Source organism: Njordella calcicola (assembly GCF_056494125.1).
Genome location: NZ_CM151396.1, coordinates 1,494,989 through 1,509,751 on the forward strand (window position 1 = coordinate 1,494,989; position 14,763 = coordinate 1,509,751).

Annotated in this window: 11 protein-coding genes; 2 read left to right on the top strand and 9 right to left on the bottom strand. The window is 50.5% G+C overall.

What is annotated here, in order from left to right; genetic code table 11:
* Positions 1-85 precede the first annotated feature (85 nt).
* The 9 genes from SH302x_RS05645 to SH302x_RS05685 form a co-directional block, all read right to left on the bottom strand.
* Positions 86-1,351: an outer membrane protein assembly factor BamB family protein gene (locus SH302x_RS05645; protein ID WP_479367754.1), complete on the bottom strand. Its 1,266-nt coding sequence runs from the start codon at positions 1,349-1,351 to the stop codon at positions 86-88.
* Between the two features lie 86 nt (positions 1,352-1,437).
* Positions 1,438-2,979: a hypothetical protein gene (locus tag SH302x_RS05650; RefSeq protein ID WP_479367755.1), complete on the bottom strand. Its 1,542-nt coding sequence runs from the start codon at positions 2,977-2,979 to the stop codon at positions 1,438-1,440.
* Positions 2,918-3,964: a DUF6807 domain-containing protein gene (locus tag SH302x_RS05655; RefSeq protein ID WP_479367756.1), complete on the bottom strand. Its 1,047-nt coding sequence runs from the start codon at positions 3,962-3,964 to the stop codon at positions 2,918-2,920. The genes SH302x_RS05650 and SH302x_RS05655 overlap by 62 nt, the downstream gene beginning before the upstream one ends.
* Before the next feature lie 192 nt (positions 3,965-4,156).
* On the bottom strand, positions 4,157-4,549 hold the full coding sequence (locus SH302x_RS05660) for a Na+/H+ antiporter subunit G (protein WP_479367757.1): 393 nt from the start codon (positions 4,547-4,549) through the stop codon (positions 4,157-4,159).
* Between the two features lie 35 nt (positions 4,550-4,584).
* Positions 4,585-4,854 carry a K+/H+ antiporter subunit F gene (locus tag SH302x_RS05665; protein WP_479367758.1) on the bottom strand — a complete coding sequence of 90 codons (270 nt, stop codon included), beginning with the start codon at positions 4,852-4,854 and terminating at the stop codon, positions 4,585-4,587.
* Positions 4,851-5,387 (bottom strand): Na+/H+ antiporter subunit E, encoded by a 537-nt coding sequence (locus SH302x_RS05670; protein WP_479367759.1) that lies wholly within the window; start codon positions 5,385-5,387, stop codon positions 4,851-4,853. Before SH302x_RS05670 ends, SH302x_RS05665 begins: the two co-directional genes overlap by 4 nt.
* A 2-nt stretch (positions 5,388-5,389) precedes the next feature.
* Entirely contained in the window at positions 5,390-6,949 is a 1,560-nt protein-coding gene (locus SH302x_RS05675) for a monovalent cation/H+ antiporter subunit D (RefSeq protein WP_479367760.1), read from the bottom strand.
* A complete protein-coding gene (locus tag SH302x_RS05680) occupies positions 6,946-7,299 on the bottom strand; it encodes a Na+/H+ antiporter subunit C (protein ID WP_479367761.1) in 354 nt (117 codons plus the stop codon). Before SH302x_RS05680 ends, SH302x_RS05675 begins: the two co-directional genes overlap by 4 nt.
* 90 nt (positions 7,300-7,389) lie before the next feature.
* Positions 7,390-10,299, bottom strand: a complete 2,910-nt coding sequence (locus SH302x_RS05685; protein ID WP_479367762.1) for a monovalent cation/H+ antiporter subunit A — start codon at positions 10,297-10,299, stop codon at positions 7,390-7,392.
* A gap of 325 nt (positions 10,300-10,624) precedes the next feature.
* Between SH302x_RS05685 and ectB the strand changes: the two genes are divergently transcribed.
* Both ectB and SH302x_RS05695 read left to right on the top strand, forming a co-directional pair.
* The gene (gene ectB / locus SH302x_RS05690; protein ID WP_479367763.1) at positions 10,625-11,956 is read left to right on the top strand and encodes a diaminobutyrate--2-oxoglutarate transaminase; all 1,332 of its coding nucleotides are present in this window, start codon (positions 10,625-10,627) and stop codon (positions 11,954-11,956) included.
* A gap of 47 nt (positions 11,957-12,003) precedes the next feature.
* Positions 12,004-14,763, top strand: a complete 2,760-nt coding sequence (locus SH302x_RS05695; protein WP_479367764.1) for a non-ribosomal peptide synthetase — start codon at positions 12,004-12,006, stop codon at positions 14,761-14,763.

Consider the following 14,763-nt stretch of genomic DNA (forward strand, 5'->3'; position numbering starts at 1 on the left):
AAATTGGCTGCAGTCTGTCGCGACTGCAGCCAACCTTTCGATAAGCCAGCCTAGCTGAATTTGTCGGTGCAGAGCAAAGTCGTGTTTACTTGATGCAAATCAGTTCGCTGTAAGTCCTCAGATAAACTGCACCCGCATGCAGCAGAGGAGTGGCCACTGTTTGGCCGTCCACTTTGTTTTCAGCCACAAGCTTGAAGCCATCGGTCACATCGACAACAAACGTAGTTGCATCTTCGCGGGCACAGTACAACTTGCCATCGGCCAGGATTGGTGAACTACTGAAAGGAGTTCGGTTTTTGGGTAAGCTACCTTCAAACAAGGTCTGGCCCGTTTTTCCATCCAGACAAGTCAGATTTCCCTTGTCACCGAGGAGATAGATCTTACCATCGGCGACCGCGGGTGTTGGCACATCGGTACCGATGTCTTCGCGTTTCCATGCGACGCGGTCATTGCTTTCCAGATTCTCGCTAGTACGTATCGCTGTGATCGATTCACCGCGCGCGTAGGGACAAATGATAAGGTCGTCCACAATAACTGGAGAAGCGATACTGCGGAAGAATCTTTGGTTCGTTGGATTAAAGCCGCCGACAGCAAAGATCTGTTTGCCGTTGCTGTCGTGAGCGGTCAAGTGGTCAGCACCGAGGGTGAAGAGCATTTGTTGGTCGTTAATGGTCGCCACCACCGGTGTCGTATATGCTTGATTGGATTCATCATTGACGTTGAACTGTCGTGCGGTCTTCCAAAGTTCTTTGCCAGAGGTTTTGTCCAATGCAACCAGGTAACTTGGACCGGATTGCATAACCGCAATGACGACCGCGTCTTGAGTCAGGACGGGGCTTGTGCCTAAATCCCACCAGAGGGTGTCCTCCCCGTACTTCTCTTGCAGGTTGAGCTCCCATAGTTTGGTGCCATTCAGATCGCAGGCCACTAGCTCACCACTTTTAAAGTAGGCGAATACGGATTTTCCATCCGAGACTGGTGAAGAGTTGGCGCCGCTGGCCTTCGCGTTCTTGCCTTTCCTAGCCACGCCAGCCTGGAGCTTCCAAAGTTCTTTACCTGAGGTGCTAATGCATGTAATGTGGTTGGTGGCATCGTCAGCGGAAGTAAGCAGGATTTTGTCTGCCACCAGGATCGGCGTAGAAGCACCGCGACCTGGCAAGCTGACTCGCCAAGCAACGTTGTTATCATTGCTCCAATTGGTAGGAAATTCGCCTTCCGACACCGCACCCCTGCCCTTCTCTCCCCGCCAGGACACAAAGTCGCTTTGGTCGGCATGCAGCACAGATAACATTGGGCTTGGCTGGGCAGCCACACTAAGAGCCAAAGCGAGAGCAATGCGAGGGATTTTCATTATGAGTTTCCTGGTCGGGGGCGGGTTAAGTAACGATGGAATGGGTTGCCAATAGCGACCTCGAATGGTCTGCGATGGCTAAAGGTTCAGTTCGTGCGATGAAGTTCCTTTACTGGATCAGCGACATCGTCTTTTTCAAGTGCCTCTTCCTCGTCAAAATTCAGATCGGTGACATCGGATATGGCAGCAGCCAAGTTTCCTATTTGGCGAAAGGCAAAGTAAACAATGAACGGTATTAGTATAGAACCAAGGATTGTCAGCGGGGTTCCTTTCCCAATCACAAAAGTCAGCAAGCCAAACAGCAAGAGCATTGCCAGGGCATTCCAGAGATACATTGCTGCCCACGAATCTCCCCGTGGTTTCATCGATCCGATCACTTCGGCGCTGTAGGGTTGCATCACCGCTCCGTTGTCTAAAACGCCTAACAGGAGAATGGGGAACAGGAACCAGGCACTCACCAGTGTAACGCCTAAACTGACCATCAGCGGGAAACCCATGCTCGCAGTGGCCCAACCCAGGACACCGCCTGGTACCGCCGCGAAGGCTAGAACGATCAACAGCATAATCACATCGCCGATGGCGTCGCCCATGTTGTACATAGGCCATTGACTGACGCGACGTTGTTTATTGGCGGAGGTCTCCAAAACTGCTAAGCCGTTGACCAGTGTGCTAGCCAGAAGCGGCAAACCGAACAAAACTAAAACGAGCGTGCTCCCGACAAACCCTAGTTGTGCATTGGCGCTGCCAGCCTTACTTTGGATCAGAAGTGCGACGACAAACGTAATGCCCAGAAATAGCCCAGGGATGGCAGCGACGACCCACACGGCGGGATCACTTAGGAAGCCAAAGGCTTTTTGGAAAGCGCCATAGGTATCGAAATCGTAGGATTCAAATTTTTGTGTTGACTCGTCTTTCTCCAAGTCCTGCTCGGCGCGACGCAGAAACTCGTCCGCTTGATTCTTGTTTCGCTTCTGATCACGTGCGGCATCGACCGCTGTCTCTTTGAACGAGACATCAGCTCCATCATCGGCGCGAGGTGGCGAAGCTGCTTTTTTGGCGGCAGGGCGAGGCATTGGCCGGGGGATGGAGAATTCTGCGTAACAATCTGGGCAGCGTGCCATATTGCCGATCTCGCTGGTCTTGGCATACATTGCCGTTCCGCAGACTTTGCATGAAAAGCGGAACTCTTCGTCGACACTTTCGGCAGCGCGGAGAGCCGCAGAAATTGCATCCAGTTCGCTTTTGGCAAAATCGTTGGCTTTGGCTGTGGGTTTGACTTCCGTCAGGTCGAATTCGGACAAGTCTAAATCGCCCAGGAGACTACTTTTCTTCACCGGTTGGGTTGAAGGCGCATCGTCCATGAACTTAAAGTCGTCGTCTTGCGAATCGTTGTTCGATACCAAGGGTGCTTTGTTCGGCTCGGGAGCAGATTCCTGCACTACAGGAAATCGCGAAGAGCAGCTTGGGCAAGCCACCGATTTGCCCAGCAGTTTCGGCGGAACCTTCAAACGCTTGTCGCATGTCGGGCATTTGACGCGAATATAATCTGCTTTATCGTCCAACGTATTACCTGTTCGCAAACTCTTTCCAGATGGATTCCAGTCGCTGAGATTCCAGCGATCCATCATGCAATAAAACTAAATAGCGAAGGAAAATCTCATCGCCTTGTTTCAGGGTAAATCCACCCATGCGACCTTTCTCCAGATCGTCCATAGCGGGTTGACTGACAACGAAATCGTGCATGCCGAAGGGATTGTGAGCAAATAGTCCATAGGTTCGCACGTGCCAGCGTCCAGGATAACCAAAACTGGCGGGGTGGACCAGCATTGTCACTCCGGCGGTTTCCAGTTCTTGCGTATTAGTGACTGGCCCGACGTTCCTTTGTGCCGGTCCAGTGTATTGGACCCAACGCGCAGCTTTTCCCCAAGTCGCATCGTCCTGGTGTCCAATGTCATTTTGAATGTGCCCCCCCTTTTTTGCATCGACCTTCATTAATTCGCCGACTCGCACAGCAAAAGCGCCTTCTTTTGTGTCTCCAAAACGCAGGTCGCCGTGAGTTGCTGTTAATCGAATTGTCGTTTCAAAATGAACCACTTGATCGACGAGGGTAAAGCGGAAAACTTGGTTTGAATTGGCCTGTAGCACTTGGTCGGCATTCAGCCATTCCCAGTCGGCTTCCAAAACAATACCGTTTTTGTCGGTCTTGGTGGAAACGTCAGAACTGATGATGTAGCCTTGCTTGGCTTCTGCTTCTTCCGACCAGTAATCCACTCCGTTGATGTTGCCGAAGCTAAACCAGAACGACCGATGGTGTGGGTGGTCACTTTTCTCAAATGGCAGAGCATCTGTAAGCGGATAGTTGCGATTGACACGGTTGCCACGCACCGTTTGCAAAGGGTAGAAAACTGGTTTTGTGTTTGATTCCGGGAGGTACTGAGTGATCAATTGATCGCCGACATAAATGGCGGGCGATTTTGGGTCGGAATTTTCCAGTCGCAGGCTTATGACCGGCGTCGATTCTTGTGCGGTCAGTATGGCAGGGGAGGACAAACTTGCGGCTAGATTTGCAAAGCAGATGGCGAAGCAGGTTACGATAAAGGAAAAACAACGCATGCTGAAACTAGCTCCGATTTCGAAGATTCAATTCATGTTTGGCAATAGGCTCGATAGCGTCGGACACGATAGGGGTAACCGACGGTAAAGAACCGCTCTGGGCCATGATCATACTGCTCCAAGTATAACCTGAATCGGGGCTTGCAGATTTGCTAAGCTCGCTTTTTTCCTCAAGCTTCGTTGCCCCGCTACTTAGCTGTCCGTCTGATAGGTTTCTTCGCAGGGCTGAGTCGAAGGTTCCAGCGTGCTCCAGTTGCTTTCGGAAGCAGGCTGTGGAAGCTGGGACGGGGATCTCAAATGCAGATGGATATAGGCCTTTGCCAGGAAATGTGCCGTCACGGGGGCTGTGATGAAAAGAAAAACGGTGATTAAGATTTCCTGCATGGAGATTACTCCTTCTTTTCCCCAAAGTTGGATCATCGACGCGATTAAGCACCCTCCCACTCCCAGCGTAGTCGCTTTGGAAGGTGCATGCAGACGCTCCATCAGTCCAGGCAGTTTGATGATGCCTACAGAACCTACCAGAATGAAGAACGCACCCAAGACGATATGGAATGCAACCAAGTTTTCTATGATATTGTTCATGGTATCAGTCGATCGAGGAAGTTGGTACAGTCGTTCTATTCAATGATGTCGCCACGCAGAATAAATCGACAGTAAGCTACTGTGGAAATGAAACTGAACATGGCTAGTAGCAGCGCGGACTCAAAATAGAGCGTCGTGTCCTGCTGGATGCCATACAGAATGATCAACGCGATCGTGTTGATGACCATGGTGTCACCGGCCAAAACGCGATCGAGTTGCGTGGGACCCACCGCCAAACGCCATAGATTCAACAGCAGTGCGATGGAGACAGCCGAAAAAGCAAATACAAGCGCATTATCAATCATGGGAAGATCGCCTTTAATCTCTTTTCGTAACGGTTCTTGATTCTGTCAATCATTACTTCAGGGCTTTCAAGGTCCAGACAATGGATCAGTAGAAACCGTCCATCGGCTGACAAGTCGCTGCTGACCGTGCCAGGGGTCAAAGTAATCGTCGCCATCAATGCTGTAATCGCTTCTGGTGTTTGCAAATCTAAAGGCATGCTAATCCAGCGACTGCGTAGAAGAGCGGCCGGTTTTAAAAGAATTAAATACGCTACTTGTGCATTCGCGATCGCAATATCAATGAGCAGAATAAAGATGAAATAGACCGCCAAAAATGGACTGCGAATCTTAGGACGGTCAGGCCAAAAGTGACCTGTGTAAATCGGGATCATGATGCCCAGCACAAAGGCCAGCAGCAGGTTCCCATAGCTGACGCTATTTTCAAGCGCAATCCAAAGCATGATGAGTACTAATGTCATCAATGGATGCGGCAACCACTCTTGCAGTTGGCGTTTGACGAACTCTGCAAAAACAACCCAACGAGATTTAGCCATAGTTACTCGCCTCCTTTCAAAACCGCCTGTATGTTCTGCGCGGTGTTCAAATACTGCAAAGTAGTCCGTTCCGCATGGTCGGTCAGTACGCCCGCAAAAAAGGTAATCGCAATCAATAAAGCGAAGGTAATCGAGATCGCCGTGATCGGCGCGATTGTTGCAGAACGCCTTTCGCGCTCGACGTGTTCAGAAGAAAATTTTTCCGTTGCAGAGTTTCCTTCCAAGGCCTCTTTCTCGGAGCCACTCTTCCAAAACAACATGCTTCCACTGCGGCTTAAGCCAACGAGAATCATCAAGCTTGAAACCAATATTGCGATCCAAAAGATCGGGAATACATGAAACGCTTTAATGCCCTGCATAAACAATAGCTTTCCGAGGAAACCGGAGAGTGGCGGCAGGCCTGCCACCGCAATGGCAGCGATGAAAAAAAGACCACCGGTCATTGCTTGATAACGAAAGCTTGGGCTGACTTCCAGTGAATCTCCATACGACTTGCGGTGTGTGATCAGGAAGTCAACTACTAAGAATAGGGCCGTCATCGCCAGCGTCGAATGGATGATGTAGTAGAATCCCGCCACTCTCATGGCCAAGCTTGGATAGGCTACGGAAATCATAATTAGACCCATCGAGCTAATTGCCATAAAGCTTGCTTGCTGACCCAGACTGGATGCCCCTAAGACGCCAATACCTCCGATCAAGATCGTCACTAACGCTGCAATTGCAAACAGATTAATGACCAAGTAACCGTATTGGCTTTCGAACAAGAACGAGGCCGATAGTTCATACACACGAAAGATAGAATAAACGCCAACTTTGGTCGTGATGGAGAATAACGCTGCCACCGGTCCAGGAGCATTTGCATAGGTGGCTGGCAACCAAAAGTTCAAAGGGAAGAACGCGCTTTTCAACGCGAAAACCACCCACAGCAGCATCACACCGACGTTGAAGATCGCTTTGTCACCGGCCGGTATCGCATCGCATTTGGCATAGAGGTCCGCCAAGTTCAACGTTCCACTGACGCTGTAGATCATGGCCAGGGCCAAGAGAAAAATGGTCGATCCGACCAAGTTTACAACCACGAATTGTACTCCGGCTCGCATCCTTGCGGCACCACCGCCGTGCACCATTAATCCGTACGAAGCAATCAGCAACACTTCGAAGAAAACAAACAGATTAAACAAGTCACCCGTCAAGAATGCTCCATTAATCCCCATGACCTGGAATTGCACCAACGGATGGAAATGCTGCCCACGCTCATCCCATCCATGGAGTGAGTAAAGCAAAACTATCAACGCAACCAAGGCCGTAAGCACCAGCATCACAGCAGTGAGTTGATCCATGACAAGTACAATGCCAAACGGTGACGGCCAGTTCCCTAGGGAGTACGTCCGAACGCTACCATCGCTGGCCAGTACAAGGTGCAATATCGCAAGTCCCAGCGTAGCCAGCATCGATCCGATGGAGAAAATCCGTCCCAAAACAATGTCGTGTCGCACCGCCAGTAACAGCAAGGGCGCAACGACCGCTGGCAACAGTATGGGCAATACCAACCAATGATTCATCCGCGGTCCCTCGCTATGTTCGATTCAGGCCCCAGCAAGCTCACCTCGTCGCTGTCAGTTTCAAAGTAACTTCTCACCGACATCACCAAAATGATTGCGGTCATCCCAAATGAGATCACAATCGCGGTCAGGACTAAAGCTTGCGGCAAAGGATCGGCATAGTTCGTTTGCGCTGCCACAATGATATCTGGCTGGTTGGTCTTTAAACGTCCACTGGCAAAAATGAAAAAGTTGGTTGCATAGGTCAACAGTGTCAGCCCTAAGACGATGGAGAAGGAACGCGAGCGAAGTATCAAAAATATTCCAGCCGCAGTCATAGCGCCTACGGCTGTTGCAATGAGTATTTCCATGAAGTTCTTTCTAAGATGCAATTGAATCTGATTCTCAATGAATGGGACTTGGCAACGAGCTTTATACGCAGCACGTTCGGGAGACCCTATTTACGTGTCCTTGGGCTGTAATTCGCTGGCAGTCCTAGAACTATCTGCTAGGGTGGTCGTGAAGCTTTCTTTGGTAGGAGATGGCCCCGTTGGATTGAAGTCCATCGGCTGCTCATTAATCGTCTCTCTTGCCGTCATCCGCCCAAGATTTGAGAAATTTGCGAGTGCCAACATCACCCCGCCCACTACGGTCAGGAATACGCCTAAATCAAACGCAGTCGCACTCGCCAATTCGATATCGCCGATGATCGGAAAGTGAACATGAGTATGACCACTGGTCAAAAATGGTTTCCCCAAGACCATCGATCCAATTCCAGTGGCTGCAGCAATCAGCCCACCGCCGCCAATCAACGCGTGATAATCAAACCGCACCTGCTTTTCTGCCCATCCGAAGCCGCTGGCCATGTACTGCATTATCAAAGCAATTGCGACCACCAGTGCACCGATGAATCCACCGCCAGGAAGCTGGTGTCCACGTAGGAAGATAAACGCGGCAACCATCAGTGCTAAAGGTAGCATCAAGCGCGTGATCACCACCATAAAAAGCGGATGTCGATTCGGCGATTTGCGAGTCTCGGTTGTCCATTTGGCCAGCCGCTTCCTGAGTTTGCCATGGAGCATTCCATTGATCATGGCGTGAATTGCAATGGCCGCGATACCAAGCACTGTAATTTCCCCAAAGGTATCAAATCCACGGAAATCGACCAGGATCACATTGACGACGTTCGCTCCTCCCCCCCCTGGAACCGATTGCTGGAGGTAATAGGATGAAATTGAGTTCCCCTCGCGACTCATCATTGCCCAACATATTGCGCCGACTGCAATTCCAACCACGCCAGCAAGTGCTGCGTCTCTGAGTTTGCGTCCATGGCTGGAGTCGACCAGCGACTGTTTAGGCAAGAAATACAAAGCTAGTAGCATCAGAATCAAGGTCACGACTTCGACAGAAATCTGGGTCAATGCCAAGTCGGGTGCGGACAAATAAACAAAAGCTACAGCGCTGACTAGCCCAATTACGTTGACCGTGATCAATGCAACCAAACGATCGCGATGCTTTGCAACTACCAAACCGCACGCGCCGACGATGAGCAGCCAACCGATAAACATCACCGGATTGAGCGGCAACGGTGGCTTGGTACCGGACTCATACGAGGACCCAAGAAACGCGGTAACCCCTAAAACAGCGGCGGTGCATATAACGGCCGACAGATAGCGATGCAAGGATCCATTGAACAACCATGTTCCAGCCCTGGCCGAACAGCCTACTACGGTTTCTACAACTCGGTCAAAAACTTGCTTGGCCGGAATCACAGCCAGCGTCTTCCATATCCATCGCTGGTGGCGGTAATTGAATAGGACAATGGTACCAATTGCAAATGCAACGATCGATAAATAAAGCGGTATGGTCCAGCCGTGCCATAGCGACAAATGAAATTCAGGAACCGCACCTTGTAGTACCGATGCACTAGCCATCCTGACCATTGGCCCTGCCCAAGTTTCAGGAAACAGTCCGATCAAGATTACCCATAGCACCAGAAACATTGGCGACAGCCACAGGCCGCGTTTGGGGTCATGAGGAACTTTGGGATAATCACTACGCTGCTGGCCATAATAAGTGAAGAACAGATAACGCAGCGAGTAAGCAACCGAAAATACGGAAGCCAATGTTACTACGGCAGGCAATGCCCAGCCGTTGCCTAGCCATTGCGCATGGACCACTTCCTCCAGCATCATCTCTTTGGATATAAATCCGTTGAATGGCGGAGCTCCGGCCATCGAAAGCGCTGCGATCGATGCCATAAATGTGGTCACAGGCATAAGAACGGCCAGTCCACCTAGCTTTTGAATGTCGCGTGTACCCACTTCATGGTCAACAATCCCTGCATTCATGAACAACGACGCCTTAAAGACTGCGTGGTTCACAATATGAAAGATACAAGCCACGACGGCCAGTTGGCTATTCAAACCCAGCAGCATCGTCAGCATACCTAAGTGACTGATCGTGGAATAAGCCAGGATGCTCTTCAGGTCGTCTTGGAACAAAGCGATGATCGCCGCAACGAGCATCGTTACTAGTCCTACTGAGGTCACAATCGAGAACCATTCGGGCGTACCGGAAAGTATTGGCCACAGTCGAGCCATCAAGAATACACCAGCCTTCACCATCGTGGCCGAGTGCAAATAGGCTGACACTGGCGTCGGTGCGGCCATCGCATGCGGCAACCAAAAATGGAATGGGAACTGCGCGCTTTTCGTAAAGCAACCAATCAAGATCAATATCAATATCGCCAAGTAATACGGAGAGTCTTGGACTTGTTGGCTTCTCGCAAAAATCTCCGTCAGTTCGTATGTGCCAGCCACACTTCCCAGCAACAAGAAGCCTGCCAGCAACGAAAGTCCGCCGCCCGCAGTAATCGTCAACGCCATGCGTGCCCCCTGGCGTCCCTCGGCATACTTGTACTTGAATCCAATCAGCAAAAATGAAGATAGACTCGTTAGCTCCCAGAAGATCGACATGAGCAAGATGTTGTTCGACAAGACAACGCCGACCATCGCGCCCTGAAACAACAACAGATAAGCAAGAAAGTTCCCCATTGCGTCGGATGGGGATAAATAAAATCTAGCGTAAAGAATGACCAGCAATCCAATGCTGAGAATCAAACCTGCCAGCAGTAAACCTAATCCATCCACGAAAAAGCTTACGTTCAAACCTACCGCGGATAACCACGGCCATGAAGCCTGGACGGTCTCTCCACGAACTGCTTCTGGGGTGTTTGTCAATAGAATGGCGAGCGAGAGTACCGTGAGGGACGCTGCGGTGATAGAAGCCGCCGTTCGTCCAGATCGGATCATCAACGCAGGTAGAATTGCTCCTAAGATCGGCAACAAAACAATTAGTGCGAGACTCATCCAATCTCCTTAGATGCTCAAAAAACTGAAGGAATTTCAACATGCTATCCGAACGACTGCCCTGTTGTCACCCAATATCGAAAAATCCAGCCCGTCGCTGCCGCCAGGTGATTCGCACGCTTTTCCGTCTGATCGGCTGACACCCGCGCGCCATAGTCCGAGGCCGGATAGCTCCTGTTGTAACGATTGATCTGATCACGAGCATTATTCGGATGCGGCAACCTAGGAATTGCACGTGATTTTTATGTTCAACGAGGAACTTTCACAGCCCAAAACCTAAGTTCCATGAGACGATTCTGCGTTTCTTGATTTTTGAGGTGTGCAAGTGGACCTAAGTGTATTCGACAGGTTGGAATCCAATATTCGGGGATATATTCGATCCTTTCCAACTGTCTTTGAATCGGCTTCCGGCAGTTGGTTGACCGATACGCAAGGGCGTCGGTATCTGGATTTTTTCGCCGGCGCAGGCACTCTCAACTACGGGCATAACCATCCTCGCGTGAAAGCGGCGTTGATCGACTATCTATCTCGCGATGGGATCATGCATGGATTGGACATGGGTACGAAAGCCAAACAAGATTTATTGTTGGCCTTGGATGAAATCATCTTTAAACCACGCGGGTTGGACTTTAAAGTTCAGTTCACAGGCCCGACCGGTGCGAACTGCGTAGAAGCGGCGATCAAACTCGCTCGCAAAGTCAAACAACGTTCTCACATTGTGGCCTTCACCAATGCTTACCACGGTCACTCCTTGGGGGCTTTAGCGTTGACGGGAAATCAATACTATCACGATGTCTGCTATGGAGCCCGAAGTAATGTTTCACATCTTCCGTTCGACGGTTATCTGGACAATCAAGATACGTCGATCGTGCTAGAGAAGATGTTGAGCGATCCCAGCAGCGGCCTGCCTCTACCGGCTGCAGTAATCTTGGAGACCGTCCAAGGCGAAGGTGGAATCAATGTCGCCTCGAACCGTTGGCTGCAAAGTATTGAGCAGATTTGTCGCAAGAACGATATTCTGTTGATCATCGACGACATTCAGGTAGGTAATGGTCGTACAGGAAGCTTTTTCTCCTTCGAGCCTGCAGGAATCAAGCCGGATCTCGTTTGCTTATCCAAAGCGATTGGTGGAGGTTTGCCGATGTCTCTGCTGTTGATTCAGCGAGAGTTGGATCAATGGAAACCTGGGCAACATACAGGAACCTTTCGAGGCAACAACTTGGCGTTCGTCGCCTGCCGCGCGCTACTAGAACTGTGGCGGGACAGTGACCTGACGGCGCACATTAAATCCTCAAGCGATTTGATGGAAGCTCGATTGAAACAATGGCAACTTGAGTTCCCTGACTACATCGTCGACGTTCGCGGACGGGGTTTGGTGTGGGGAATTGATACTGGCAAGAAAAATATTGCTTCCCATGTTTGCAAAGAAGCTTTCGAACGTGGGCTAGTGATTGAGACCTCTGGCGCACATGACCAAGTCATTAAATTATTGCCGCCGTTGACTTCTGATCAGCATGAGATCATGCACGGATTAAAGTTGCTGCACCAATCGATCGAAGCTGTTGTGCAGCAGCAAAATCGTCATCCATCAGTCATTCCGACGCTTACTCAAAGCGAATGGCAAATCAGTGCCGTTGGCACTATTAGTAGTCTTTGAAATCAAGTCGAAAACTTATCCAATCTTAATTTTAAGAGCTGTCTCTAATGGCATCTGTGACTAACCTGTTCGACGCTAAACACTCTGAGCTGGCCTTTCAAACCGAAAGGTTGGCAGATAACGTGTGTAGCAACCTTGCAACACTGGAAAAAACTGTAGGCCAAGACACGTTCTTAAGCCGCTTTGAAGAGCAAGTGAGTCGGACGCCCGATTCTGCTGCTGTCGTCTTCGAAGGTCAAACAACTACATACGGCGAGCTGAATTCGCGGGCTAACCAACTCGCACGCTATCTTGTCGAACGAGGATTTGAACGGGAAGATCGGATCGGCATATGCTTAGACCGCTCGACAACTGCGATCGTAGCAATGCTGGGCATCCTGAAATCAGGCTGCGCTTTTGTGCCCCTGGACCCGGAATTTCCGGCCGAACGGTTGGCTTACATCGTAGATCACGCACGCATTCGTTTCATTCTATGCGATGAAAACTACCGGCAACTATTTGACGGTAACATCGACGCGGCGATTGAAATTGTTAACCCCGACTCCGATGAGCTATGGCGTGCGTCGATCGAAAATCTGCATTTGCCAATTGGACCTAACTGGCTCGCTTATGTCATGTACACTTCGGGTTCGACTGGTAAGCCTAAAGGAGTGCAAATTGAACATCTCAGTTTGCTGACGTATTGCTTTGCTGATGTCGACATCTATCAATTGACCGCAGACGATAGGACATTGCAATTTTCCACCTTGAACTTTGATGTCGCAATTGAAGAAATCTATCCACCGCTGCTAGTCGGCAGTACCGTAGTGGTTCGCCCTCGCGTGCGTTCCACCGCGGCAATTGAGTTGTCGGATTTGATCGTATCGAATTCCATCACTGCGTTGCATATCGCCACGGCATACTGGAACGAATGGATCGATCTGATGCTGGCGGCCAAAGTCCGAGTGCCAAGTTCACTGCGACTGGTGATCGTGACGGGAGAAAAGATTTCCGTTGAGCATTATCGTCGCTGGCAAAGTCTATGTGACGGGCCATTGCTTTGGTGTAACGCATACGGTCCAACCGAGACTACGGTAACTTGTACGGTCTTCATTCCGCCGGAGGATTGGGACCAGCCGCAAATGCCGATTGGAAAACCGCTCATGGGTTACGATGCCTTTATCCTGGATGAGCAGATGGTGCCCGTAGGCGACGGAGCAACCGGACACTTATTCATTGGTGGGCCTGCACTGGCTCGCGGATATTTGGATCGTCCAGACCTTACCGAAAAAGCATTTGTTCAAGTGCAATTGCCGGGAGAGACAACATATCGCCGGTTGTATCGGACCGGCGATCTAGCACGTTGGTTGCCATCGGGTGATATCGAGTTTTCCGGCCGAGTTGACCATCAGATGAAGATCGGCTCCTACCGCATCGAACCAGGTGAAATCGAAGCGGTGATCCACCAGAACACAGACATTCGCGAATCGCTGGTAATTTGTGATGAAGTCGCCGGCCAAAAATACTTAGTGGCTTACATCGTCGCTCAATGCCAACGACCGACCGCATCCGCAATCGCCGATTTCTTACGTGCTCGGTTGCCTGCCTACATGGTGCCTGCTCGGTATGTTTTCCTTGATAACATGCCAAAGACCATCAATGGAAAAATCGATCGCGCGGCCCTGCCGCCGCCGTCCACCGCAGAAATTGCGCACGTCGGAATAGCCCAGCAAGCCTCCACGCAACTTGAGAAGGAACTGGCTGCCATCTTTGAAAGAGTGCTCAACGTATCCAAAATCGGTGTGCATGATGATTTCTTTTTGCTAGGCGGCAGTTCGTTGCTGGTGACCCGTGTTATCGCACAAATTGCAAGTAAACTGTCCTTCGCGATACCAGTGCGCGACTTCTTTGCCAATCCAACAATTGCGACCTTGGCCAGGCACATCGACCGAATGTCTGTCGGAAACTCCAGCGCTGAAGACATCGACCAAGCATGTCAGCAACTTCGAACTCAACTGCCTCGCATACGTCCTTTTGATGTCCTTAGCGGCGGCTGTCGACTACACGCTATTCATTATCAGCCAAATGGTGCGAGCAATGAAGGACGCCAGTCGCAACGCAAACAACACGCGGTCGTGCTGGTGCCATCGTTGGGGCATGAGTACGCTCGGGCGCATCGCAATTTGCAACAGTTGGCGGTCCAGCTATCCAAGCAGGGGTACGATGCCATTCGCTTTGATTTTGCAGGTACGGGCAACTCCGACGGAGACTTCGACGAGTTGACAGTGAATCAATTTACAACAGACATTCGCTCGGTTGTAACTGCCGTACGCGAGCAAATGGGGTTTGAATCGGTTTCCGTCCTAGGAGTAAGATTGGGCGCGACACTTTCCCTGCATGCAAGGATCGAGAATCTACAAACGTTGATTGGTTGGGATCCTGTCATCGAAGGCGACGCTTACTACCGTATGCTGCAGCGTTTTCACGCGTTGGAACTTACCAGCTTAACCAAGTACCTTACCGTGCGAACTTCCTCGCCTACCGAAATGTTAGGGTACGCATGGCCCAAGCGACTGATCGAAGGCGTATCAAGTCTGAATCTAGGCCGCAGTAGCGTTGTTTCACTGACCAAAGCCAAATCGAACTGGATTCTATCCAGCAAGGGCGACGATTCGGAGGCATTGCGAAACACATTCCGACGCGATTGGAATTTCCAGGATATTCATGACGAGATTCTTTGGAACGACTATAGCTTTACCAATGCGGCATTCGCGTCACCCCAATTGTATCGAATGGTCATCGATCTGCTTAATGGAACCCAGAACTAA